The 23,135-nt window shown below is 72.5% G+C and carries 20 protein-coding genes; 15 read left to right on the plus strand and 5 right to left on the minus strand.

The genetic code is table 11. The features are described 5' to 3' along the window. Positions 1 to 43: 43 nt before the first annotated feature. A complete protein-coding gene (locus MRQ36_RS22790; protein ID WP_242798502.1) occupies positions 44 to 1,015 on the minus strand; it encodes a helix-turn-helix transcriptional regulator in 972 nt (323 codons plus the stop codon). A 291-nt stretch (positions 1,016 to 1,306) separates the two neighbouring features. Here MRQ36_RS22790 and MRQ36_RS22795 point away from each other — a divergent pair, with 291 nt between their 5' ends. The 4 genes from MRQ36_RS22795 (at position 1,307) to MRQ36_RS22810 (ending at position 3,818) form a co-directional block, all read left to right on the plus strand. Continuing rightward, positions 1,307 to 1,450, plus strand: coding sequence for a hypothetical protein (locus MRQ36_RS22795; RefSeq protein ID WP_242798504.1), 144 nt, complete (start codon positions 1,307 to 1,309; stop codon positions 1,448 to 1,450). Continuing rightward, a complete protein-coding gene (locus MRQ36_RS22800) occupies positions 1,450 to 1,710 on the plus strand; it encodes a hypothetical protein (RefSeq protein ID WP_242801307.1) in 261 nt (86 codons plus the stop codon). Before MRQ36_RS22795 ends, MRQ36_RS22800 begins: the two co-directional genes overlap by 1 nt. Positions 1,711 to 1,761: 51 nt before the next feature. Next, positions 1,762 to 3,189 carry a CHAP domain-containing protein gene (locus MRQ36_RS22805; protein ID WP_242798506.1) on the plus strand — a complete coding sequence of 476 codons (1,428 nt, stop codon included), beginning with the start codon at positions 1,762 to 1,764 and terminating at the stop codon, positions 3,187 to 3,189. A gap of 191 nt (positions 3,190 to 3,380) precedes the next feature. Beyond that, the gene (locus MRQ36_RS22810; protein ID WP_242798508.1) at positions 3,381 to 3,818 is read left to right on the plus strand and encodes a hypothetical protein; all 438 of its coding nucleotides are present in this window, start codon (positions 3,381 to 3,383) and stop codon (positions 3,816 to 3,818) included. A gap of 117 nt (positions 3,819 to 3,935) precedes the next feature. On the opposite strand, the gene MRQ36_RS22815 is transcribed toward MRQ36_RS22810, so the two are convergent. Beyond that, a complete protein-coding gene (locus tag MRQ36_RS22815; protein WP_242798510.1) occupies positions 3,936 to 4,163 on the minus strand; it encodes a winged helix-turn-helix domain-containing protein in 228 nt (75 codons plus the stop codon). A gap of 171 nt (positions 4,164 to 4,334) precedes the next feature. Between MRQ36_RS22815 and MRQ36_RS22820 the strand changes: the two genes are divergently transcribed. Together MRQ36_RS22820 and MRQ36_RS22825 are read left to right on the plus strand one after the other, a co-directional pair. Further along, complete coding sequence (locus MRQ36_RS22820) at positions 4,335 to 4,553, plus strand: hypothetical protein (protein WP_242798534.1); 219 nt, start codon at positions 4,335 to 4,337, stop codon at positions 4,551 to 4,553. Then, complete coding sequence (locus MRQ36_RS22825) at positions 4,550 to 5,686, plus strand: helix-turn-helix domain-containing protein (protein WP_242798536.1); 1,137 nt, start codon at positions 4,550 to 4,552, stop codon at positions 5,684 to 5,686. Before MRQ36_RS22820 ends, MRQ36_RS22825 begins: the two co-directional genes overlap by 4 nt. Before the next feature lie 116 nt (positions 5,687 to 5,802). Here MRQ36_RS22825 and glgA read toward each other — a convergent pair whose 3' ends face one another. Beyond that, entirely contained in the window at positions 5,803 to 7,005 is a 1,203-nt protein-coding gene (gene glgA, locus MRQ36_RS22830) for a glycogen synthase (protein WP_242798538.1), read from the minus strand. Between the two features lie 71 nt (positions 7,006 to 7,076). Here glgA and glgC point away from each other — a divergent pair, with 71 nt between their 5' ends. From glgC to wecB, 3 genes are all read left to right on the plus strand, one after another. Beyond that, on the plus strand, positions 7,077 to 8,309 hold the full coding sequence (gene glgC / locus MRQ36_RS22835) for a glucose-1-phosphate adenylyltransferase (protein ID WP_242798540.1): 1,233 nt from the start codon (positions 7,077 to 7,079) through the stop codon (positions 8,307 to 8,309). A gap of 43 nt (positions 8,310 to 8,352) precedes the next feature. After that, entirely contained in the window at positions 8,353 to 9,996 is a 1,644-nt protein-coding gene (gene pgm / locus MRQ36_RS22840; RefSeq protein WP_242798543.1) for a phosphoglucomutase (alpha-D-glucose-1,6-bisphosphate-dependent), read from the plus strand. A gap of 114 nt (positions 9,997 to 10,110) precedes the next feature. Then, a complete protein-coding gene (gene wecB, locus MRQ36_RS22845; protein WP_242798544.1) occupies positions 10,111 to 11,235 on the plus strand; it encodes a non-hydrolyzing UDP-N-acetylglucosamine 2-epimerase in 1,125 nt (374 codons plus the stop codon). A gap of 6 nt (positions 11,236 to 11,241) precedes the next feature. Here the strand turns inward: wecB and MRQ36_RS22850 are convergent, their stop codons facing one another. Together MRQ36_RS22850 and MRQ36_RS22855 are read right to left on the minus strand one after the other, a co-directional pair. Next, a complete protein-coding gene (locus MRQ36_RS22850; protein WP_242798546.1) occupies positions 11,242 to 12,165 on the minus strand; it encodes an NAD(+)/NADH kinase in 924 nt (307 codons plus the stop codon). A gap of 125 nt (positions 12,166 to 12,290) precedes the next feature. Beyond that, a complete protein-coding gene (locus MRQ36_RS22855) occupies positions 12,291 to 15,404 on the minus strand; it encodes a M14 family metallopeptidase (protein WP_242798548.1) in 3,114 nt (1,037 codons plus the stop codon). Positions 15,405 to 15,618: 214 nt separating this feature from the next. Between MRQ36_RS22855 and MRQ36_RS22860 the strand changes: the two genes are divergently transcribed. The 6 genes from MRQ36_RS22860 to MRQ36_RS22885 all read left to right on the plus strand — a co-directional run bounded on the left by MRQ36_RS22860 (position 15,619) and on the right by MRQ36_RS22885 (position 23,119). Beyond that, the gene (locus tag MRQ36_RS22860) at positions 15,619 to 17,157 is read left to right on the plus strand and encodes an oligosaccharide flippase family protein (RefSeq protein WP_242798550.1); all 1,539 of its coding nucleotides are present in this window, start codon (positions 15,619 to 15,621) and stop codon (positions 17,155 to 17,157) included. A 66-nt stretch (positions 17,158 to 17,223) separates the two neighbouring features. Continuing rightward, entirely contained in the window at positions 17,224 to 18,348 is a 1,125-nt protein-coding gene (locus MRQ36_RS22865; RefSeq protein ID WP_242798552.1) for a glycosyltransferase, read from the plus strand. A 63-nt stretch (positions 18,349 to 18,411) separates the two neighbouring features. Continuing rightward, positions 18,412 to 19,401: an NAD-dependent epimerase/dehydratase family protein gene (locus MRQ36_RS22870; RefSeq protein WP_242798554.1), complete on the plus strand. Its 990-nt coding sequence runs from the start codon at positions 18,412 to 18,414 to the stop codon at positions 19,399 to 19,401. Positions 19,402 to 19,599: 198 nt separating this feature from the next. Continuing rightward, the gene (locus tag MRQ36_RS22875) at positions 19,600 to 20,706 is read left to right on the plus strand and encodes an O-antigen ligase (RefSeq protein WP_242798556.1); all 1,107 of its coding nucleotides are present in this window, start codon (positions 19,600 to 19,602) and stop codon (positions 20,704 to 20,706) included. Beyond that, positions 20,703 to 21,899, plus strand: coding sequence for a glycosyltransferase family 4 protein (locus MRQ36_RS34045; protein ID WP_242798558.1), 1,197 nt, complete (start codon positions 20,703 to 20,705; stop codon positions 21,897 to 21,899). The genes MRQ36_RS22875 and MRQ36_RS34045 overlap by 4 nt, the downstream gene beginning before the upstream one ends. 38 nt (positions 21,900 to 21,937) lie before the next feature. Beyond that, positions 21,938 to 23,119 carry a glycosyltransferase family 4 protein gene (locus tag MRQ36_RS22885; RefSeq protein WP_242798560.1) on the plus strand — a complete coding sequence of 394 codons (1,182 nt, stop codon included), beginning with the start codon at positions 21,938 to 21,940 and terminating at the stop codon, positions 23,117 to 23,119. Positions 23,120 to 23,135: the final 16 nt, after the last annotated feature.

Raw genomic sequence — 23,135 nt, forward strand, 5'->3', positions numbered from 1 at the left:
CGGCCGTTCCCGGTCAGCCTCGGTCGTGCTCCTCCCCGCGCACTCACACCCACCCCTGGCGGCTCGCCTGCACCCCCGCCTGAAACCGGCTCGCCGCGTTCAACCGCTCGGTCAGCGAGGTCATCATCCGCTGGACGCTGCGCAGCGAGACCGCCAGTTTGCGCGCCGCCGACTCGTCGGTGTGACCCTCGGCGAGCAGTCGGATCAGGGCCCTTTCCTGCGAGGAGAGACCGTACTCGTCGGGCGCGCCCTTCTCGCCGAAGGGCGTCGCGCCCTGCCAGACCTGCTCGAACAGGCCGACCAGCCCGGCGATCACGCCGGGGCTGCGCAGTTCCAACGCGCCGCGCTGGGAATCCAGCGGATCGATGGGGACCAGCGCCGTCTCGCGGTCGACGATCACCAGGCGCATCGGCAGCGTCGGTGTGGTGCGGGACTGACCACCCAGTCCCGCCATCCAGTTGGCGTGCGCCATGGTGGCCGGATCGTTGCGGAAGCTCTCCTGATAGACGTTGCGGATCCGCACGCCGCGTTGCAGCGCGATCTGGTTGAGCTCGCTCTCGGCCCGCATGGTGTCAGGGTTCTGAGCGCGTCCGGTGGTGAACGACAGGCATTCCGTACGCGCCACGTGAGCGAGTTCGGTCAGGCGCTCCCGTACGGCGTCGACGCCCTGTAACAGCCGGCCCTCCCCGACCTGGTGGTGGTCGTCGTGGGCGTGGGCGATGGCGGCGATCACCGCCCTGGTCGCCTCGACCTGCCGCTGCCGGACGGCGACGTCCGCCTCCACCTTCGCCAGCAGCGCCGTCAGTCCTGCCTGGGGCCGCACCGCCCGGGCCTGGTCGCTGCCCACGTCCATCCGGATCAGTGCCAGATCCGCCAACACGTCGAGCGCGTCGCGGACGTCCTCAGGCGAGACAGCCAGGTGCTCGGCCAGGCCGGCCACGTTCAGCTCTGGGCGCTGCAGCATCGCCCGATAGACGTTCTCGTGCTGCGTCGACAAGCCCAGAATGTCGAACATCGTTCCCTCCCCGGATGAGACCGACGCGGACATTCTGCCTCAGCGGTGACTGATCGTGTGACCCCTGGTGACGCTGGCGTGATCCCGCCCGGCGGGGTCACGCCTATTCCGAACCGGTGACATCGCCGGACGCACCCGCAATGCTCTTCTCAGCGGGGCAAAAGCATCAACGAGCTCCGCCGATCGACTCGAATAATCAATGTAATCCCTCGATTGGAGTAGATCTTCATGTCTGCCTGCGCAAATTCGGCTCGCCGCGTGACCGCCCTTGCCTTTATTTCGCTGACAATCGTGAGCGCGTTGTGGGCCGGCCAGCACAATGTCACGGACACCTCGGGGGGAGCCGGCCGGGACGGTGGGCACGCGTCGCAGGTGCTCGCGGACGGGTTCGGCTGGGCTGCTCCCACGCTGGTGAGCCCGGGGGTGCAGGCGTGATGGTCGCCGCCCATCTGCGCATCGCGCCGCTCGATCCGACGCGGGCGCTCCCGCCCCGGGCCCTGCGAGACCTGATCCACGCGCACGCCACACCCGCCGACCGCCTGGAGCACATTCGCATCCGGGCCGGCCCGCAGGGCTTTGACGTCATGGCATTTATCGACGGCGACGATCCGGTCTCGGCAGCCGAGATTCTCAGCAGAGTGGTGAGCCTGGCGATCAGCCGGGAGCCACTGCTCAGCCTGTGGCGGATTCTCTAGCACGGCAATTCTTCGACGACATTTCCTCGCGCCAATACGAAGGAGACAGCGATGAGCAAGTTCAAGACCCTGCGGCGGCTGGCCGCCGCCGCGGCGATGGCGGGACTCGTCCTCGGCATCACCGCGGCCCCGCCGGCGGCTCACGCGGCGGTCACCGGCGACGGAATCGTGACGATCGCCAAGCGGGAACTCAACGACTCGAGTCGGAACTACGAGATACCGGTCAACTGCAGCTACTACGGGGGTGCCATGTTCGGTTGGCCCTCCTGCGGCGGCAAAGCCGGCTGGGGCGGAGGCGGCTCCAGTTACGCCTGGTGCGCCGCGTTCGCCAAGTACGTGTGGCGGGAAGCCGGCGTCACCACCGACCTGTCCCAGATCGATGGCTATGCCAGGTCGTTCAAGACCTACGGGCAGAACCATGGCACCTGGCACGCGAGGGGGAGCTACGTCCCGAAGCCGGGTGACGCGATCGTCTTCGACTGGGAGCACGACGGCGTGATCGACCACGTCGGAATCGTCCGGTACGCCCTAGGGAGCAACCTCTACACGATCGAGGGCAACACCAGCGACCGGGTCGCCGCGCACACCTACTACAACTACGCCAGCAACGCCGACATCGTGGGCTTCAGCACGGCGGCCGGCGTCACCGGCGGTAGCACCCCGGCCGCGGCTCAGCCGTGGATCGCCGACGTCAGCGGAGACGGCTTCGGTGACCTGGTGACCACGAAGACCGACGGTTCGATGTGGCTGTTCTCCAACAACTTCACCCGTGACGGCGGGGTGCCCTACAACGACGTGCGTCAGATCGGCAGCAGCTGGACCAACTACGTCCGCGTGATCAATGCTGACGTCACGGGCGACGGCTTCGCCGACCTGCTCGGCGTGAAGGCCGATGGCACCATGTGGCTCTTCTCCAACAACTTCAACCGTGACGGCGGCGTCGCCTACACCGATGTGCGGCAGGTCGGCTCGGGCTGGAACAACTACGCCAGCATCGTCGCCTCCGACGCCAATGGCGACGGCTTCACGGACCTGCTCGGCGTGAAGGCCGATGGCACCATGTGGCTCTTCTCCAACAACATCGGCCGTGACGGCGGCGTCCCATACAACGACGTGCGCCAGATTGGCTCGGGCTGGAACAACTACGCCAGCATCGTCGCCTCCGACGCCAATGGCGACGGCTTCACGGACCTGCTCGGCGTGAAGGCCGATGGCACCATGTGGCTCTTCTCCAACAACTTCAACCGTGACGGCGGTATCCCCTACACCGATGTGCGGCAGGTCGGCTCGGGCTGGAACAACTACGCCAAGATCGTCGCCTCCGACGCCAATGGCGACGGCTTCGCCGACCTGCTCGGCGTGAAGGCCGATGGCACCATGTGGCTCTTCTCCAACAACTTCAACCGTGACGGCGGCATCCCCTACACCGACGTGCGGCAGGTCGGCAGCGGCTGGAACAACTTCAACCGAATCGTCTAGTCACCGAACGATCGCGGCGCGCCCGGCCTCTCGGCCGGGCGCGCTTCGGCGCGTCTAGTCATCTACGACCCGCGTCGGACTCGTGCAGATCCTTGGGGCGGCCGGCCCCTGTGACGTCTCGCCCTCTGCGCTGCCGCTGGTGGGCCCGGCCGAGCCGGCTGGGGTTGCCGGCCGCGCATAGCGTCGGCGAGGTGGCTGACGAGAGGGAGATGTCCACCCGCGGCTTCGAGATCGCGATCTTCGGCGTCGTCGTACTCCTGTGCTGCGGTGTGCCGATCAGCGGCGTGTACCTCACCCGGAAGGACGCCAGAGACGAGCCCGGCATGCGCGCCGCCGGTGACGCCTATCTGGCCGCCATCGTCCGCCGCGACTACGGCACCGCGTACGACCTGTTGTGCGAGGCGGACCGCCGCCGGGAGTCCCGGGCGACCTGGCTGGCCCGCGCTTCGGACTCCGGCCCGACTGGATTCCGGATCACCGACGTGACAGTCGAGCGCTCCAGCGATACACCGACCCTCCGCGCCGTGTTCGCCGAGGTGACCTACGCGAGCGGGCCGACCCGCAAGGTGCGCCTGCACGTCGAGCGCCAGGCCGGCGACTGGAAGGTGTGCAGCCCGGCGGTGCGGTGACGACGGTGGCCGGCTGGTTTCCGGGCGGCGTGATCGTCTGCACCCCACCGTGACGACACGCCGGGCCGAAGTGCCGCCACCATCAGACGATCTTGGTCACCCAGGAGGTATCCCCGGTCAGGCGGGCGGTTCCGGCGCCACGAACGAGCCCTTGCCCTGGTGCACCTCGATCCAGCCCCGCTCATCCAGGATCCAGAGGGCTCGTTTGATCGGGTTGTCGGACGAGTTGTACTGCCGAGCGAGTCCAGCGATCGTCGGCAGCTTGTCCCCGGGCTTGAGCGTGCCGCTGCGGATCGACGCGATGACGTCATCGACAACCTGCTCATAGACAGGCTTGCGGGGCATAGGAACCACCTCTCGTCAGCCTGTCCAGAGTCTCACCAACGGCGACACGGTGTGGGTTCTGACTGTGGCTACTCAGGGTCCTAAGTTGGCGGTGTGGCAGGTGCCTCTCGTCAGCAACGGAGTGCCCGCTACACCGGCCCTGACCTGCCCGTGACGCGCAGGGAGGCGGAGATGCAGGAACGTCCGCACGACGGGCCGCTGCCCGCGGCGTACCCGATCGTGGGGGCCCGGCCGCCGCAGCCCGACGGCGACCGGGTGCCCGGCCCGCCCCGACCGGACCGCGCGCCGCCCACCCGGCGGCAGTACGCCTACGGTCTCGTGGTCGCGCTGGTCGTACTCGTGCTGGTGCTGTTCGGGATCTTCGGCGTGAGCGGGACCGGCCGGCGGTGAACGAGCTGCCGGTGGGTCGCCGGGTGGCCCAGTGGCGGGTGCGGCGCAACCTGACCCAGCAGCAGTTCGCCGACCGCCTCGGCAAGTCCAAGAGCTGGGTGGACAAGGTCGAGCGGGGAGCCCGCCGGCTGGACCGGATGTCCAACCTGCGGGAGGTCGCCGAGGCGCTGCGGATCGACCTGGCGGTGCTGCTGGCGCAGCGGCCGGAGCGGCCGGCGCTCGCCGTGGCCGGGGTGGCCCGGGTCCGGGCCGCGCTGGCCCGCTACCACGTCGAGGCGTCGACCGGCCGCCCGATCCCGCGCAGGTGCGCGCCCGCCTCGACCATGCCGAGCAGAGCTATTGGCACGCCCGCTATCCGATGCTGCTCAACCTGCTGCCCGGCCTGCTCGACGCCGCCCGCGAGACCCGTCCCGGCCCGGTCGCCGACGCCCTGCTGGTGCCGGTGTACGGCCTCACCGCCCTGGCGCTGGTCAAGGTCGGGCAGGGGGAGTTGGCCTGGCTGGCCGCCGACCGGGGATGGCGCTCGCCCTGGCCACGGAGGACGCCCGGTCGGCCGCCGCCGCCACCGTGCCGCTGGCGCAGGCGTTGCGGGCCGTGGGCCGGCGGCGGTCCGCGACGGAGGCGGCGCTCCTGGCCGCCCACCGCATCACGCCGCGCGGGTCGGCCGGCGTGTGGTCGCCGCGCGGCCCGCTGCTGCTCCAGGCCGCGCGCTCGCCGCCGCCGGCCGGGGTGACGACGACCGGCGGCTGCTCGACCAGGCCGCGACGTTCGCCGGGACCGTCGGTGGCGGGGGCGTCGAACTGGCCGAGGTGGAAGCGGCCCGCGTGGTCGTCGAGGTCACCGCCGGAGACGTCGGGCCCGCGACGGTACGCCACCAGCGGCTGCTGGCCGGCGACGGCTGGCGCCGGCTGCCGGTCGAACACCGGGCGGCGTACCTGCTCGACGTGGCGCGCGGCTGGGCCGAGGCCGGCGACCTGCCCCAGGCCGGGCGGGCGCTGCTGGACGCCGAGCGCACCGCCCCCAGCGAGGTGCAGGACCGGCCGGTGGCCCGGGAGGTGCTCACCGCCGTGGCGCGTTACGGCACCGCCCCGCTCGGCCTGGACCGGCTCGCCGCCGCCCTGCACATCACCTGACACCCACCAACCGCCCAGCGCCGCTCACCGCCCAACGCGCCCGCCCAGCGCCCCCGCCCGCCGGTTGGTGAGAAGGGAGCCCTTCTCTACCGGAGGCGTTAACAGGGGGCCCCTCCTTACCCCAGCAGCGAGCGGTAGAGGTCGACGGTGCGGGCGGCGATGGCGTCCCAGGAGAAGTGGTCGACGGCGCGGCGGCGCCCGGCCAGCCCGAACTCCCCGGTGCGCTTCGGGTCGGCCAGCAGTTCGTTGATCCGCCCCGCCAGGTCCGCCACGAAGCGCTCCGGGTCCAGCGGCCGGCCACTGCCGTCGGTCGCCTGCTCGATCGGCACCAGCAGGCCGGTCTCGCCGTCGGCCACCACCTCGGGGATGCCGCCGGTGGCGGTCGCCACCACCGCCGTCTCGCAGGCCATCGCCTCCAGGTTGACGATGCCCATCGGCTCGTAGACGGACGGGCAGACGAAGATCGTGGCGTGCGTGAGCACCTGGATCACCTCGTGCTTGGGCAGCATCTCGGCCACCCAGACCACCCCGGAACGGTTGGCCCGCAGCTCGGCGACCAGGCCCTCCACCTCGGCGGCGATGTCCGGTGTGTCGGGGGCGCCGGCCAGCAGCACGAGCTGGGTGTCGGCGGGCAGCTCGCGGGCCGCCCGGAGCAGGTAGGGCAGGCCCTTCTGCCGGGTGATCCGGCCGACGTACACCACGCTGGGGCGGGTCGGGTCGATGCCGAGCCGGTCGACCACGTCGGTGCCGGTGTCCGGGGCGTACTGCGCGGTGTCGATGCCGTTGTGGATCACCCGGACCCGGTCCGGGTCGACCGCCGGGTACGCGGCCAGCACGTCCCGCCGCATCCCCGCGCTGACCGCGATGATCGCGTCGGCGGCCTCGTAGGCGGTCTTCTCGCACCACGAGGAGAGCGCGTAGCCGCCGCCGAGCTGCTCGGCCTTCCACGGCCGCAGCGGCTCCAGGCTGTGCGCGCTCACCACGTGCGGCACCCCGTGCAGCAGCTTCGCGGTGTGCCCGGCGAAGTTGGCGTACCAGGTGTGGCTGTGCACCAGGTCGGTGCCGGCGCAGCCGGCCGCCATCTCCAGGTCGACGCCCATGGTGCGCAGCGCGGCGTTCGCGCCGGCCAGGCCGGCCGGCTCGGCGTACGCGGTGACGCCCGGCTCGCTGCGCGGCGCACCGAAGCAGTGCACCCGTACGTCGGCGAGTCGGCGCAGCTCACGGGCCAGGTACTCGACGTGCACCCCGGCGCCGCCGTACACCTCCGGCGGGTACTCCCGGGTGAGCAGATCGACGCGGAGCGGTGCGGAGTCGTTCATCCACCGCACCCTAGTGCAGAACTGTGCCCGTACGAGTGGTGAAGTGGCGGCGGGATGGATAGCGTCGGGTCATGGCTGCCAAGGTGCTCGCGATCGTCCTGGCCGGCGGGGAGGGCAAGCGCCTGATGCCCCTGACCACCGACCGGGCGAAACCGGCCGTCCCCTTCGGCGGGATGTACCGCATGGTCGACTTCGTCCTCTCCAACCTGGCGAACGCCGGCTTTCTCAAGATCGTCGTGCTGACCCAGTACAAGTCCCACTCGCTGGACCGGCACATCACCAAGACCTGGCGGATGTCGACCATGCTCGGCAACTACGTCACCCCGGTCCCGGCGCAGCAGCGGCGCGGCCCGTGGTGGTTCGCCGGCTCGGCCGACGCGATCTACCAGAGCTTCAACCTGATCAACGACGAGCAGCCGGACTACGTGATCGTCTTCGGCGCGGACCACATCTACCGGATGGACCCCCGGCAGATGGTGGAGGACCACATCGCCTCCGGCGCCGGGGTGACCGTGGCCGGCATCCGCCAGCCGCTGTCGATGGCCGACCAGTTCGGCGTGATCGAGGTCGGCGACGACGGCAAGCGGATCCGGGCGTTCCGCGAGAAGCCCACCGACGCGGTCGGTCTCCCCGACGCCCCGGACCAGATCTACGCCTCGATGGGCAACTACGTCTTCAGCACCGGCGCGCTCTGCGAGGCCGTCGAGCGCGACGCCGAGGACAAGACCAGCAAGCACGACATGGGCGGCAGCATCATCCCCATGCTGGTCGAGCGGGGCGAGGCCAACGTCTACGACTTCAAGGACAACGAGGTGCCCGGCAGCACCGACCGGGACCGCGGCTACTGGCGCGACGTGGGGACGCTGGACTCGTTCTACGACGCCCACATGGACCTGATCAACGTCCACCCGGTGTTCAACCTCTACAACTTCGACTGGCCGATCTACAGCATGCAGCCGCCGTTCCCGCCGGCGAAGTTCGTCCACCAGTGGGGGGAGCGGGTCGGCCGGGCGGTCGGCTCGATGGTCTCGCCCGGCGCGGTGATCTCCGGGTCGCTGGTGGAGAACTCGATCGTGTCGCCGAAGGTGAAGGTGCACTCCTGGGCGCACGTGGACGGCGCGGTGCTGATGGAAGGCGTCGAGATCGGCCGGCACGCGGTGGTCCGCCGGGCCATCCTCGACAAGAACGTCTACGTCCCGGAGGGCGCCGAGATCGGCGTCGACCTGGAGAAGGACCGGCAGCGCTACACCGTCTCCGACAACGGCATCGTCGTCATCGGCAAGGGCCAGCGCGTCGAGCCCTGACCCGCCCGCACCGTACGCCCCGCAACCCGAGGAGGTTCCCGCAGTGGCCCACCCCCGTGCCGGCCAGCCCGCCGAGCCCGCCGACCTGGTCGACGTGCCCCGGCTGGTGACCGCCTACTACGCCGAGCACCCCGATCCCGAGGATCCGGCGCAGCAGGTCTCCTTCGGCACCTCCGGGCACCGGGGGTCGAGCCTGCGCAACGCGTTCAACGAGGACCACATCCTCGCCGTCACCCAGGCGCTCTGCGACTACCGCCGCGAGCAGGGCCTCGACGGGCCGCTCTTCCTGGCCCGGGACAGCCACGCGCTCTCCGCCCCGGCGGAGGCGAGCGCGCTGGAGGTGCTGGCCGCCAACGACGTCACCGTGCTGCGCGACAGCCGGGACGGCTACACCCCGACGCCGGCCGCGTCGCACGCGATCCTCACCCACAACCGGGGCCGGACCGGCGGGCTCGCCGACGGCATCGTGATCACCCCGTCGCACAACCCGCCGGAGGACGGCGGCTTCAAGTACAACCCGACCAACGGCGGGCCCGCCGACACCGACGTCACGAAGTGGATCCAGGACCGGGCCAACGCGATCCTCACCGCCGGTCTCAAGGAGGTCCGGCGCATCCCGTACGCGCGGGCCCGCGCCGCCGACACCACCGGGGAGTACGACTTCCTCGCCCACTACGTCGACGACCTCCCGACCGTGCTCGACATCGACGCGATCCGGGACGCCGGGGTCCGCATCGGCGCCGACCCGCTCGGCGGGGCGAGCGTCGCGTACTGGGGGGAGATCGCCGAGCGGCACCGGCTCGACCTGACCGTGATCAACCCGACGGTCGACCCGACCTGGCGGTTCATGACCCTCGACGGCGACGGGCGGATCCGGATGGACTGCTCCTCGCCGAACGCGATGGCGTCGCTGATCGCGGCCCGCGCCGACTACCAGGTCTCCACCGGCAACGACGCCGACGCCGACCGGCACGGCATCGTCACCCCGGACGGCGGGCTGATGAACCCCAACCACTACCTCGCCGTGGCGATCGGCCACCTGTTCCGGACCCGGTCCGACTGGGGTCCGGCCGCGGCGATCGGCAAGACCCTCGTCTCCTCCTCGATGATCGACCGGGTCGCCGCCGACCTGGGCCGGCCGCTGCTGGAGGTCCCGGTGGGCTTCAAGTGGTTCGTGCCGGGACTGCTGGACGGCACGGTCGGCTTCGGCGGCGAGGAGAGCGCCGGCGCCTCGTTCCTGCGCCGCGACGGCAGCACCTGGACCACCGACAAGGACGGCATCCTGCTCTGCCTGCTCGCCGCCGAGATCATCGCCAGCACCGGGAGGACGCCCAGCCAGCACTGGGCCGAGCTGGCCGAGCGCTTCGGCGCGCCCGCGTACGCCCGGATCGACGCGCCGGCCACCCGGCAGGAGAAGGCCGTGCTCGGCAAGCTCTCCCCGGAGCAGGTGACCGCCACCGAGCTGGCGGGTGAGCCGATCACCGCCATCCTCACCACCGCCCCCGGCAACGGCGCCTCGATCGGCGGGCTGAAGGTGACCACGGAATCGGGGTGGTTCGCCGCCCGGCCCTCCGGCACCGAGGACGTCTACAAGATCTACGCCGAGTCGTTCCAGGGACCCGACCACCTCGCCCGGATCCAGGAGGAGGCGAAGGGGCTCGTCTCCGACGTGCTCGGGCAGGCCTGAGCCACCCGTCCCAGCAACCTCCCCCGGGGACGCCTCGTTGCTCCCCGGGGGAGCTGCCGTTCCCCGCGCGGGCGCGTACGCCGGCCGCGCCGGGCACGAGGAGGGGACCCTGCCATGACCCGCGTGATGACGGTGGTCGGCACCCGGCCGGAGATCATCCGGCTGTCCCGGGTGATGGACCGGCTGGACCGTACGGTCGAGCACGTGCTCGTGCACACCGGGCAGAACTGGGACCCGTCCCTCTCCGACGTCTTCTTCACCGAGCTGCGGCTGCGCCAACCGGACCGGTTCCTCGGCGTGGACACCTCCTCGCTGGGCCGGGTGCTCGGTGGCGTCCTGGTCGGGGTGGAGGAGGCGATCACCGCCTACCGGCCGGACGCGCTGCTGGTGCTCGGCGACACCAACAGCTGCATCGCCGCCCTGATGGCCCGGCGGATGCGGGTGCCCGTCTACCACATGGAGGCGGGCAACCGCTGCTTCGACCTGAACGTGCCGGAGGAGACCAACCGCCGGCTGGTCGACCACGTCGCCGACTTCAACCTGGTCTACACCGAGCACGCCCGGCGCAACCTGCTCGCCGAAGGGCTGCACCCGCGGCGGATCCTGCACACCGGTTCCCCGATGCGGGAGGTGCTGGAGCACCACCGCGCCGACATCGCCCGCTCCACCGTCCTGGACCGGCTCGAACTCACCCCCGGCGGATACTTCGTGGTCAGTTCGCACCGGGAGGAGAACGTCGACCGCCCGGACCGGCTGCACCGCCTGCTCGACTGCCTCCGGGCGGTACGCGACGAGTGGCGACTGCCGCTGCTGGTCTCCACCCACCCGCGGACCCGCAAGGCCCTGGAGGGGCTGGCGGTGGACGACACCGCGCTGGAGGGGATCGCCTTCCACGAGCCGTTCGGGTTCCTCGACTACGTGCACCTGCAGACGCACGCCCGGTGCACCCTGTCGGACAGCGGCACGATCAGCGAGGAGGCGGCGATCCTCGGCTTCCCGGCGGTCACGCTGCGCGAGTCGATCGAACGCCCCGAGGCGCTCGACGCCGGCGGCATCATCATGACCGGCCTCGACCCGCACGGCGTGGTCGAGGCGGTCCGGGTGGCCGTCGCGCAGGTCGACGCGGAGGGGGTGCCGTGCCCTGCCGACTACCGGGTGTCGGACACCTCCCGTCGGGTGGTGGACTTCATCCTCTCCACAGTCCGCCGGCACCACGGGTGGGCGGGCATCCGGGCCTGAGCGACCTCATGGCCCACCCTCGCGGCGGTCGAACTCCTCCCGCATCGGTGCGGGCAGCAGCTCCCGGAGCTGGTCCGGCAGCAGCGGCAGGTCCAGCAGGCTCAGCCGCAGCTGACTGCGCTCGCGGTGCCGCCGCGGGTCCAGGCGGACCACCAGGCCGGCGTCGCGCCGGTAACGGACCTCGATCGCGCCATCGTCGTCGATGTGCTTGATGACCTGCCCGTCGACCTCGACGGCGGCCCTGGCCGAGCCCGGTCGCAGCTCCAACCGGAGCACCTCGTCGGGGGAGAGCACCACCGGCCGGGAGATGCCCGCCATCGGCGCCGACGGGGTGACCACCACCGCCTGGGCCGCCGGGGAGACCAGCGGCCCGCCGGCCGCGTAGCTGTACGCGGTCGAGCCGGTGGGGGTGCTGACGATCAGCGAGTCGCAGCGGTAGTAGCCGTAGCGCTGGCCGTCGATGACGAGGGTGGCCAGCACGAAGCCCTCGCCCGGGTGCCGGCCCAGCACGATGTCGTTGAACGCGGTCACGTCGTCGCCGCAGACCTCGCAGGTCAGGCAGCTGTGCGGCTCCAGCGTGACGCTGCCGGCGGCCAGCCGGTCCAGCGCGGCCGGCAGGTCCGCCGGCTGCACCTCCACCAGGAAACCGAGCTGCCCCAGGTGCACCCCGAGCACCGGCGTCGGGTGGTCCACGGTCAGTCGGAGCGCGCCCAGCATCGTGCCGTCGCCGCCGATGCTGATCAGGGCGTCGCACTCGCGGGCCAGGGCGGTGGCCGGCAGCGCCGCCACCTCCGGCGGCACCCGGTCCCGATCCTCGGCCCGGACGGCCAGCCCGACACCGTGCCGGCTGGTCCAGTCGACGACGGTCCGGACCACCTCGGCGACGTCCCGGGTGGGATGCAGCACCAGACCCCACCGCCAGCTGCGCATGGCTACAGCTCACCACAACCCCTGGGGCCCGGCACCCGGACCGGGGGATCACCGGCCGGTCCGACGCCGGACCGGGTGCGGGCGGGCGCCCGGGGACCTCCCCGCAGCACCCGCCCGCACCGGCGTCACGGTCGGCTACGCGCGCCGGTCAGGTGGGCCAGCGACCGGGCGACCAGGTCGTCCCGGGCCGCCGGGGCCAGCCCCTCCAGGCCGAAGCCGAGGTACACCGAGTCGTCGGTGACCACCGCCGAACCCTCCTCGAACGCCTGCTGGCTGCGTGCCCAGTCGTTCGCCGCGGTGGCGGAACCGGCCGGCGGGCCGGCGACCGTCCAGCCACCCAGGTCAGGCGTCTCGAACGAGGTCTCCGCGAGCACCGCACCGTCGGCGAGCACCCGCGCGTCGTCGAGGAACACACCGAGGCCCTGGGTGCCCCAGTCCGACGCGTACGAGATGGAGACCTCGACCTTCTTGCCGGCGTACGCGGAGAGGTCGACGGCGAACTCCTGCCAGCCGTTGGAGGCGCCGGTGGCCGCGTTCCAGCTGCCGGTGCTGCCCGTGGCGGAGCAGTCCGCGCCCTGGTAGTGGCCGAGGAACGGGTGCAGCTGCGCCACCCAGCCGGACTGGCAGCTCTCCCCGGTCGACGTGCCGGTGTGCCCGTTCGCGTCCGGCAGCGTGGTCCACTGGTCGCTGCCCACCTCGTGCGCCTCGACGAACAGGAAGTCCCAGTCCTGCTCCACGTCGTACGAGGCGAAGAAGCGCAGCTGCGCGGCGCTGGCCGAGCTGAGGTCGACGGTCCGGGTCAGCCGCTTGTACGACTGGTCCGCCCGCCCGCTGTACAGGTACCAGTCGCCGGTCCGCGGGTCGAACGGCGCCGCCCCGGGCCGGGCCCAGTCCACCGTCGCCGAGCTGGCGAACTGCGGGAACTGCGCCGGCGGCAGGAAGCTCGACGTGGTCAGGAAGGACGCCGTGTGGTCCTGGTTGCCCGCCGATCCCGCCGCGTTGAGTCGGCCGTCGAACCCGGCGAACACCCCGTCCGACCCGCGCACCGGGTACGGGTTGCCGTCCGGGTCGGTGCCGCCGTCGCTGACGTAGTTGTACGCCCCCAGGTAGTACTGCTGGAAGTCGTTCAGCAGCGGCAGGCAGGCCACGTCGGCCGGGTCGGTGCACTCCGGCGGGGCGTCCGGCCGGTAGACGTAGCTGCCGTTGGCGCCCTGGGCGAAGAGCGCGTACTTGCCGCTCACCAGGACCTTGCCGCCCTCGTTGAGATAGTCACGGACGGCCAGTTCGGTGCCGAGCGCGGCCTCCGCGGTGGTCCCGCCGACCTGGCCGGGGGAGCGGAGGATGACGTCGTCCCCGGTCTCCCAGACCACCGCCCGGTAGTGCGACAGCACGCCGAGCGGGTGCGGCGCCTTCCGGCCCATCGCATCGAAGTCGTACACGTCGGCGTGGTGGCCGGCGGCCTCCACCGACGCGGCGATCCGGTCGGCGTACTTGGCGGTGGTGGCGTCCTGCGCCGGGCTGAGGCCGGTCACGTCCTCCACCGCGAGGACCAGCACGTCACCGCCGATGTCGGTGTGCACGCGGTAGGTGAAGTGCTCGCTGGCCACCGGTCCCGTGCGGGGCTTGACCCCGGTGAACCACACCTCCACCCGGTCGCCGGGCTTCGTGCCGGTCACCGTGCCGCGCAGCTCGGCGAAGTAGTCGTCGTTCCCGTCGCCGTACCGTTCGCCGCCGCGCCACTCGCGGACCTTGGCGGTCCTCGGCCGGCCACCGTTGACCACGTAGTGCATCCGGACGTCCCTGAGTGCCCGCCGGGCGATCGTGGCGACCTGCTGGGTCCGCCCGTACGAGGTGTCGAAGGCGTCCACCTGGAAGTCCGGCGTGCTCCGCCCGACCACCGACACCGGGTCGTCCGGGTGGGCCGCCGACTTCGCCACGGCGAGCGCGAACGGCAGGTTCTTCGCCACCTCCGCCGAGATCAGCTTCTCGTCGTCGGGGAAGATGAAGCCGCTGACGCAGTCCTCCGGGCGCCACTGGTCGTCCGGGTCGGAGGCGGCGGCGGTCTCGCAGGTGGACATCTCCGGGGTGAAGCCCAGGGTGCCGTACCGGGCCTGGGCGTGCGCGTCGGTGTCGCCGTTGGTCGTGTACAGCTCGGCGGAGATGTCCGGGTCGTAGCCGGGCACCGCCGGGTGGGCGTCGTCGCCGGCCATCGCCTGATAGATCACGTCGTCCGGCGTCCGGGTGCTGACCTGCCAGCCGACGCCGTAGAGCAGCAGCTGGGCGGCCGAGTGGTAGTTGACGAAGAACTCGAAGCCGACCCGCTTGAACAGGGCGTCGAGGGCCTTCGTCTCCGGCTCCGAGTCGGGACCGGTGCCCCGGTACGTCTCACTGGCCGGCTCCGGTGAGGAGCCCTCGTTGTCGTAGCCCCACTTGTAGGCGAAGTTGCGGTTCAGGTCGACGCCGTCGGTGCTGGTCAGCTGGCCGTCGCCGTCGTTGTCCCGCAGGTTCTTGCGCCACAACCGGTTGCCCGGGGTGAAGGTGTAGTCGTAGCCGTCCGGGTTGGCCACCGGCAGGAACCACAGCTCGGTGGTGTTCACCAGCCGGGTGATCCCCGGGTCGGTGCCGTAGTTGTCCAGCACGTGGTGCAGCAGCCGCCGGGTCATCTCCGGCGTGATCCACTCCCGGGCGTGCTGGGTGCTGGCGTACAGCACCGCGGGACGCCTGCCGTCCGGCACGGTCCGCGCGTTGCTGGTGACCTTCACCGCCAGGATCGGCTTGCCCTGCACCGTGCGGCCGATCGTCTCCACCTTGGCCAGCTTCGGGAAGCGGGCGGCGGTGGCGGTGAGCTCGTCCCGGATGCCGCCGGGCTCGCTGTACGAGCGGAACGCCTTCCAGCCGGCGGCGGCCTGTTCCCGTAAGGCCTGCGAGGCGTCCCTGCCGTGCACCTTCTTCACGGTGAGCTCGACGCCCTGGTCGGCGAGGCGGCGCGCCTCCCGCCGGCTGAGCACCGTCTCCACCGTCGTCGCACCGTCGGCCCGGGTGCCGCGACGGTCGTGGCTGAGGTCGACACCGGACGCCCGCAGCGTCTCCAGCTGCTCGGCGTTCACCGTGCCGACGTACACCTCCATGCCGTCGCGGCCGTCCGGTGCGGACGGTGGCCGCGCGCTCGCCGGTGCGGTCAGCGCCAGTGTGCCGACCAGAGTGACCACGCCGGCGATCGCCAGCCGTCTGCGCCTCATCGAGCCCCCTTCGTGGAAGGACCTGTGAGCGCGAGCTTTCTTTGCGTGACGATCGATGTCAATGGCCGGCCGGCAGGTGGCCCGATCGGAGCGGGCCCGGGCGCTCCTTTTCAGTCACCTTGCCTGGTCTGCGTCGTTGGGAGAGCGGATGCACGCCACCGCAGACCCGGCCGCCGCCGGTGACCGGATGAGCCGTCGGACAGGCAGAGGGGCCATGGACGAATCGACGACCGGTGCCGTCCCGCCACGGCGGAGCGGCAGCTTCCGGGCCCGGCTCGTCGGCCTGGTCCCCAGCGCCTTCTATCGCCAGGTGTCCTACCTGACGGCCGCGACCGCGGCGTCCCAGGTGGTCTCCCTGGGTGCCACCGTCCTGCTGGCCCGGTTGTACGCGCCGGTCGACTTCGGCCGGTTCTCCATCGCCGTGGCCGTCGCCACCATCCTCGCCACCGCGGCCACCCTGCGGCTGGAGATGGCGGTGCCGCTGGCCGAGGACGACCGGGAGGCGGCCACGGTGGCGCTCGCCGCGTTCCTGCTCGCCGTCCTGGCCGCCGTCGGCCTGGTGGCCGCACTGGCGGTGACGGTGCTGCTCACCGGCTCGGCCCGGGTCGGCCTGGGTGCGGGGCTCTCCATCTGGCTGGTGCCGCCGGCGGTCGCGGCGCTGGGGGCGCAGGCGGCGTTCCGGATGCTGCTGAGCCGGCAGCAGCGGTTCGGCGTGATCAGCCGGACCCGGTTCACCGCCTCGCTGGCGCAGAACGTGGTGCAGCTCGGCGCCGGCCGGGCCGGACTCGGTGGGGTCGGTCTGACCGTGGGCTTCGTGGTCGCCCAGGTGTGGAACACCGTGGCGATGTGGCGGAGCTGCGGCGTACGGAGCGTCCGGCTGCGCGACTGCCGGGCGGCCGTGGCCAGGTGGCGACGCTTCGCCCTGCTGCTGCTCGGGCCGAGTCTGCTCAACACCGCCACGGTCAGCGCCGTCGCGCCCCTGGTCGCGGTCTGCTACGGCGTGGCCGTGTCCGGCCTGTTCACCTTCTCCACCAGGATCCTCACGCTGCCGGCGACGCTGGTCGGGCAGGCGGTCGCCACCGTCTTCTATCCGAAGATGGCCGAACAGGAACGGACCGGGGTGGACCTGGAGCCGGCGATCCGGCGGGCGGTCACCGGACTGGCCATGCTCGGTACGCCGTTCTTCGGGCTGGTCATGCTGCTCGGCCCGGATCTGTTCGCGGTGGTCTTCGGCGAGCAGTGGCGGGCGGCCGGGCTCATCAGCGCGGTGCTCGCCCCCTGGCTGGCCGTCTCCTTCGTGTCGTCGCCGCTGAGCACCCTGATGACCGTCAAGAAGCAACTGGGCCGGCTGCTGGTGCTGTCGGTGCTGGAGACCTCGCTGCGCTTCGCCGCCCTCTCCGTCGGGGTGCTGCGGCACCGACCGATGCTCGGCATCGCCGCGTACTCGGCCAGCGGGGTGCTGATCTGCCTCTACTACGTGCGGTGGGCCCTGCGGGCGGCCGGTTCCCGGCTGCGGTCGTGGGCCTGGGCGAACCGGGGCTACCTGCTGGTCACCGGGGTCGGCTATCCGGCGCTGCTGCTGCTGCGCCAACCCCTGCCCCGTCCCTGGTACGTGGCCCTGACCCTCGCGTTGACCCTGCTCCTGCTCGGCTGGGCGGCGCGCTGGCTGTGGCGGGCGGGCCGGGGCGGCGACGGCGTGCCCTCGCCGGTGGCCCGCCGGGTCACGCCGGTGGCGGTCGGCGCGACCGAGTAGTGGACGAACGAGCCCTTTCCACGGCGACGAACCCTTTCCACGGCGACGGTGCGACGAGGAGACCTGATGACCCGAGCGGCGACCCGGCTGGCCGTCGGACCGGCGAACTACGCCGGGCAGGCGTACCGCTGGGCGGTGGCGGCGGAGCGGCACCTGGCCGTCCCGGCCACCTCGTTCACCTTCGACCCGACGCCGCCCGGCCGGCGGGGCCGGGCCGACTTCCGCTTCGCCGTCCACCAGCCCGTGCGGGCGCACCGGTTCACGACGCGCCGGGGCCGGGCCGCCCGGCTGGAACAGGTGCTGGGGCCGGCGACGCACGTCGCCCTCGACGGGTTCCTGCCGCTGACCGGCGCGGACCTCGGCGCCGACCTGCGCCGGCTGGGTGGCCGGGGGCAGCGGCTCGCCCTGATCGCGCACGGGACCGACGTCCGGGACCCGGACGCGCACCGGGAGCGGTACCCGTTCTCCTACTACGCGGACGCCGACCCGGAATGGGTGGCCGAGGCCCGCCGCCGGGCCGCCCGCAACCGGGCGCTCGCCGCCGAGTCCGGCCTGCCGGTCTTCGTCAGCACCCCGGACCTGCTGTCCTACCTGCCGTCGGCCACCTGGCTGCCGGTCACGGTGGACCCCCGGCAATGGTCCACCCCGCGACCGGCGTTCGCCGGCGGGCCACCGGTCGTCCTGCACCGGCCCAGTCGCAGCCGGCCGCCGATCAAGGGCACCCAGGTGATCGACCCGATCCTGCGCGAGATGGCGGCGCGGGGCCTGATCCGTTACCTGGCACCGGAGCGGGTCCCGCACGATGCCATGCCCGCGCTGGTGGCGCGCGCCGACGTCGTGGTGGACCAGATCCTCGGTGGCTACTACGGGGTGGCCGCGGTGGAAGGGCTCGCCGCCGGACGCCTGGTCGTCGGCTACGTCTGCCCGGCCACCCGGGCGGCGATGCCGGAGGAGCCGCCGGTGGTGGACGCCCCCGCGCAGGCCTTCGTCGAGGTGATGGCGCGCATCGTCGCGGACCCGGGGAGCTTTGCGCAGCAGGCGGCGGCCGGCCCCGCTTTCGTCCGGCGGTGGCACGACGGTACGGCCGCCGCCGAGGCGCTCGCCGCCTTCTGCGGTGTGGGCGACGGTGCGCGGGGAACGGCGGACGACGCAGAACGTGAAACAGCGATAAATCGGGATATGCCTCTTTAGGCTGGCAGGACGACCCCATGCCAGGAAGGTGGAGCAACCAGTGGGACACGGCTGCGAGAACACATGCGACTGCTGATCACCGGCGGTGCCGGATTCATCGGCGCCAACCTCGTCCGCAACGCCCTGGCCGAGCCGGCCGTCACGGACATCCGAGTCCTCGACGACCTCTCCACGGGCAGCCGGGCCAACCTCGCCGGTCTCGACGTCGACCTGCGCGAGGGCTCGATCCTGGACGAGACCCGGCTCGCCCGGGCCATGACCGGCCGGGACGTCGTCGTCCACCTGGCCGCCATGTCCAGCGTGCCCGGCTCGGTCGAGCACCCGATCGCCGCGCACGGCGCCAACGCCACCGGCACCCTCTGCGTGCTCGAGGCCGCCCGCCGCGAAGGCGTACGGCAGGTCGTGCTGGCGTCGTCGTCCTCCGTGTACGGCGCCAACCCGGACCTGCCGAAGCACGAGCTGACCTGGACCAGCCCGCTCAGCCCGTACGCCGCCGGCAAGCTGGCCGGCGAGGCGTACGCCTCGGCCTACCAGGCCTCCTACGGGCTGGCCACGCTCGCGTTCCGCTTCTTCAACGTCTACGGTCCCGGCCAGCGCCACGATCACCCGTACGCCGCCGTCATCCCGCGGTTCGTGCACGCCGCGCTGCACGGCGAGCCGGTGGTGATCCACGGCGACGGTCGACAGACCCGCGACTTCACGTACGTCGACACCGTGTGCGCGGTCATCCTCGACGCGGCCCGGCGCTCGGTGCACCACCCGCAGCCGGTGAACCTCGCCTTCGGCACCCGGACCGACCTGCACGCGGTGCTGGCGGAGCTGGAGCAGATCCTGGGCCGCCCGGTCGAGCGGAGCTTCGCGCCCCGCCGGGTCGGCGACGTCCTGCACTCCGAGGCGGACAACCAGCTCCTGCGGCGGCTCTTCCCCGAGGTGACCGCGGCGTCCCTGGCGGACGGGCTGCGGGCCACCGTGGCGTGGCACCGGGCGCAGGCCGCCCGGCGCGTGGACGTGGTCCCGCAGGGCAAGCGGCGGGTCGAGCCGGTCGCCGGCTGAGCGCCGCGGCACCGGCGCGTACGAGCGGAGGGGAACTGGTGTATCACCGAGACGGTGGCGGGACGGCGTCCCCGGTGGCGGTCCGGCACCCGGGTCCGCCCGGTACCCCGGCCGCCGGGACCGACGGGCGTCGGGTACCCCGGCGCGCCACCGGGCCGGACCCGGCGGGCCGCCGGACGACCGTCGCTGGCCTGCTGGTTGGCCGTCGCATACGTCGCCAGCGTGCCGTTCGACGGGCTCCCGCTGAACGGGCGCAGCGTCCCGTTCCTGGTCGGCGCCGTGCTGATACCGATCGTGCTGCTGGACCTGATGCGGCCGAAGCGGGTGCCGCTGTCCGGCTCGACGGCCGCGACGTTGGCCGTCTGCCTCTTCGTCGGTTACGCCACGGCCTCCTACTTCTGGGCGTTCGATCCGGACACCGTGATCGCCCGGCTGCCGGGCATGTTCATCCTGGCGGTGGTGACCCTGCTCCTGCCCGGCTACCTGCGCCCGGTCTGGCGGATCGCCCTGTGGGGCTACTGCGCGAGCGCCACGATCCTCGCGGTGGCCGTGCTCATGGCACCCGCCGACGCGTACGCCCAGCGGCGGACCGCGTCCGGCAACGCGAACGACGTCGCCACCTTCCTGGGCATCGCCGTCGTCCTGGCGCTCTACCTGGCGCTCACCACGTCGCGGGGCCGGGCCTGCCTCGCCCTCCTGCTGGCGGTGCCGAACACCGTCGGTCTGGTCGCCACCGGCTCCCGCACCGGGCTGATCGCGCTGATCGTCGGGACGGTCCTGGTGGTGGTCCAGGCGTTGTGGCGACAGCGCGGTGGCGCGGCCGCCCGGCTGCCCGTGCTGGCCGGTGCCGGGATCCTCGTCTCCCTCTTCCTGTCCACCCAGTACGTCCCGCCGCGCCTGCTGAAGGTCGTCGACTCCCTGGAGGAGGGCAGCCTCTCGGGCCGGGAGATCATCTGGAACGCGGTGCTCTCCGACGGGTTCACCCTGCGGGGTGTCGGACTCGGCGGGTCACCGAGCTATCTGGAGGCGGTGCACGGGATCCGGGCGGTGACCCACAACGTCCTGATCGAGCTGCTGCTGGAGCTGGGGCTTCTCGGGGTGCTGCTCTTCGCCGTCCTGGTGGTCACCGTCGCGGTACGGTGCCGCCGGTCCGTCTTCGCGCCGGTGCTGCTGCCGCTGGTCGCCTTCGTCGGCCTGATGTCGACGACGCTCTCGCTGGAGTGGCGTCGGGCGCTCTGGCTCGTGTTCGCCTTCGCGCTGACCGCCACCAGTTCCGTTCGGGCCGCACACCGGGAGCGCCGGTGAGCCGGCCGAAGGTGCTGCTGCTGGCACCGACCACGACCACCGGCGGGATCGCCTCGTGGGCGGCGATCCTGCGGGCCCGGGCCGCCCGGACCGACTTCGTGGTCGAGGACACCTCCCGGCGGTTCGCCGTGCTCGGGGCGCGGGAGACACCGCGACACCGCTGGCTGGCCGGCCGGGCGGCGGTGGCCCGGGTGATCCGGGTGGTCCGCCGGGCCCGCGCGGAGGCCGTCGACGCGGTCTACCTCACCTCGTCGCCGGGGCTCGGCTTCCTGCTGCGTGATCTCGTGCTGGTCCTGGCCCTGCGGGCCCTGCGTGTGCCGGTCGTCGTGCACCTGCACGGGGGCGACCACGCCGGCTTCTTCGGCGCCGGCCGGGCCCGGCAGCGGCTGACGCTCGCCGTGCTGGACCGGGCCGCCCTGGTCATCGCCATCACCCGGCCGATCGAGCGTCACCTCGCCGAGCGGCTGACCAGGGCAGCGGTGCGGTACGTGCCGAACATGCTCCCCGACGGGCACGGTGCGGAGGCGGCCGGCCGGCCCCGTCCCGACGGCATCCGGACCGGTGCCGAGCTGGCCCTGGTGGCCTGGCAGGCACCGCAGAAGGGCACCTTCGTCGCGCTGCGCGCCCTCGCCCGGCTGCCCGGCGACGTCCGGCTCCGGCTCGTCGGGCAGGCATCGGCCGAGAATGCCGCCGCGATCGACGCGATGGTCGCCGACCTGGGCCTGACCGGTCGCGTCGTGGTCACCGGCCCGCTGGACCGGGCCGGCGTCGACGAGGTCCTGGCGCGTACCGACGTGCTGCTCCTGCCGTCCGCGACCGAGGGCTTCCCCATGGTCCTGCTGGAGGCCATGGCGCACGGGGTGCCGATTGTCGCCACCCGGGTGGGTGCCGTCGCCGAGATCCTCGCCGAGGACCGACCGGACCGGTGCGGCCTGGTGATCCCGCGGCGCTCCGGCGACCCGTCACTGCCGGCGGAACCCGCCGACCTGGCCGGCGCGGTACGCCGGCTGCTCACCGATCGCGACCTGGCGGAGACGCTGGGTGCGGCCGGTCGACGACGGCTGGCGGACCGGTACCGCGCCTCCGTGGTGCTGCCCGAACTGGAGGACCTCATCGCGACGGTGACGTCCGGCCGCGCCGTGGGCAGGCGGGCGCCCGGACCGGCCGATCCGGTCGGTGCGCGGCCCCGGTGACCGGCCGGCGGGACGTGGATGACAGCGAGAGGGATGGCATGAAGATCCTCATGGTGGGACCGTTCCCGGTGGACACCGGCGCACCGACCGGCGGGGTGGAGGCGGCCACGGTCAACCTGGTCACCGGCCTGGCCGGGATCGACGGGGTCCGACTGGAGATCCTCGCCAACGCCGGTCCGGCCGTGCGCGAGCACATCGTCGAGCACCCGTTCGGGCGCGTCCACTATCTGCCCTGTGCCACCGGTTACCGCGGTTGGTTGCGGGACCTGCACGGTCGCTTCGTCCGCGCCGCCCGCCAGGAGGCGGACGTGGTGCACGTCCAGGGATGCGCCTCGGTGGCGGCGCGGCTGCCCCGGTCGGTGCTGACCGTGCACGGCATCGCCGAACGGGACACGCTGCTGACCCGCAGCGGGCCCGGTCGGCTGCCCCGGACCGCTGCGGCGATCGCCCTGGAGGGCCTGCCGAGACGCCGGGTCCGCCGGGTGATCGCGATCTCCGCCCACGTCGAACGGCGGGTGGGCCGCCCCGATCGACTCTGGCGGATCCCGAACGCGATCGACCCGACCTTCTTCGCCGGGGTCGACCAGCCGTCCGCCGGTGACCCGGACCTCTTCCTCTGGCTCGGCCGGATGACCCCGCTGAAGGACGTCGCCGGGCTGGTCCGGGCCTTCCGGGCCGTGGCGTCCGCCTCCGGCTCCGCCCGGCTGGTGGTCGCCGGCAGCGGCATGGACACCGGGTACGCGGGCCACTGTCGACAGCTCGCGGCCCGGCTCGGGTTGCGCCGGGTGGTCACCTTCCTCGGCCAGCAGTCCGTGACCGGTACCGCCGGGCTGCTGCGCGAGGCCGGCACGCTGGTGCTGTTCTCCCGACAGGAGAACGCCCCGATGGTGATCGCCGAGGCGCTGGCGAGCGGTCGGGGGGTGGTCGCCACGGAGGTCGGCGGGATCCCCGAGATGGTGCAGGGCCTGCCGGGCTGCCACCTCGTCCGGCCCCGGGACGAGGCGGCCCTGGCGGACCGGCTGCTGCGCCGCTGCCACGACGAATCCACCGCGGACGTGGCCGCCCGCCGGCAGGCCGCCCGCCGCTTCGATCCGGCGCACGTCGCCCGGGCGACCCACCAGGCGTACGCCGAGATCGTGGCGGCGGACCGCGGGACGCCGCGCCGACGGGTCGTGCCCCGGGTCGACGCGCCCGCGGCGAGCCACGGGCGGTCCCGCTGAGCGTGCGTCAGGAGGA

The sequence above is a fragment of the Micromonospora sp. R77 genome (assembly GCF_022747945.1).
GTDB lineage: Bacteria > Actinomycetota > Actinomycetes > Mycobacteriales > Micromonosporaceae > Micromonospora.

Coding starts and splice junctions, on each gene's coding strand:
- MRQ36_RS22790 (WP_242798502.1), bottom strand. CDS start 1,015: ATGTTCGACATTCTGGGCTTGTCGACGCAGCACGAGAACGTCTATCGG.
- MRQ36_RS22800 (WP_242801307.1), top strand. CDS start 1,450: ATGGTCGCCGCCCATCTGCGCATCGCGCCGCTCGATCCGACGCGGGCG.
- MRQ36_RS22805 (WP_242798506.1), top strand. CDS start 1,762: ATGAGCAAGTTCAAGACCCTGCGGCGGCTGGCCGCCGCCGCGGCGATG.
- MRQ36_RS22815 (WP_242798510.1), bottom strand. CDS start 4,163: ATGCCCCGCAAGCCTGTCTATGAGCAGGTTGTCGATGACGTCATCGCG.
- MRQ36_RS22820 (WP_242798534.1), top strand. CDS start 4,335: ATGCAGGAACGTCCGCACGACGGGCCGCTGCCCGCGGCGTACCCGATC.
- glgA (WP_242798538.1), bottom strand. CDS start 7,005: ATGAACGACTCCGCACCGCTCCGCGTCGATCTGCTCACCCGGGAGTAC.
- glgC (WP_242798540.1), top strand. CDS start 7,077: ATGGCTGCCAAGGTGCTCGCGATCGTCCTGGCCGGCGGGGAGGGCAAG.
- wecB (WP_242798544.1), top strand. CDS start 10,111: ATGACCCGCGTGATGACGGTGGTCGGCACCCGGCCGGAGATCATCCGG.
- MRQ36_RS22850 (WP_242798546.1), bottom strand. CDS start 12,165: ATGCGCAGCTGGCGGTGGGGTCTGGTGCTGCATCCCACCCGGGACGTC.
- MRQ36_RS22855 (WP_242798548.1), bottom strand. CDS start 15,404: ATGAGGCGCAGACGGCTGGCGATCGCCGGCGTGGTCACTCTGGTCGGC.
- MRQ36_RS22860 (WP_242798550.1), top strand. CDS start 15,619: ATGGACGAATCGACGACCGGTGCCGTCCCGCCACGGCGGAGCGGCAGC.
- MRQ36_RS22865 (WP_242798552.1), top strand. CDS start 17,224: ATGACCCGAGCGGCGACCCGGCTGGCCGTCGGACCGGCGAACTACGCC.
- MRQ36_RS22870 (WP_242798554.1), top strand. CDS start 18,412: ATGCGACTGCTGATCACCGGCGGTGCCGGATTCATCGGCGCCAACCTC.
- MRQ36_RS22885 (WP_242798560.1), top strand. CDS start 21,938: ATGAAGATCCTCATGGTGGGACCGTTCCCGGTGGACACCGGCGCACCG.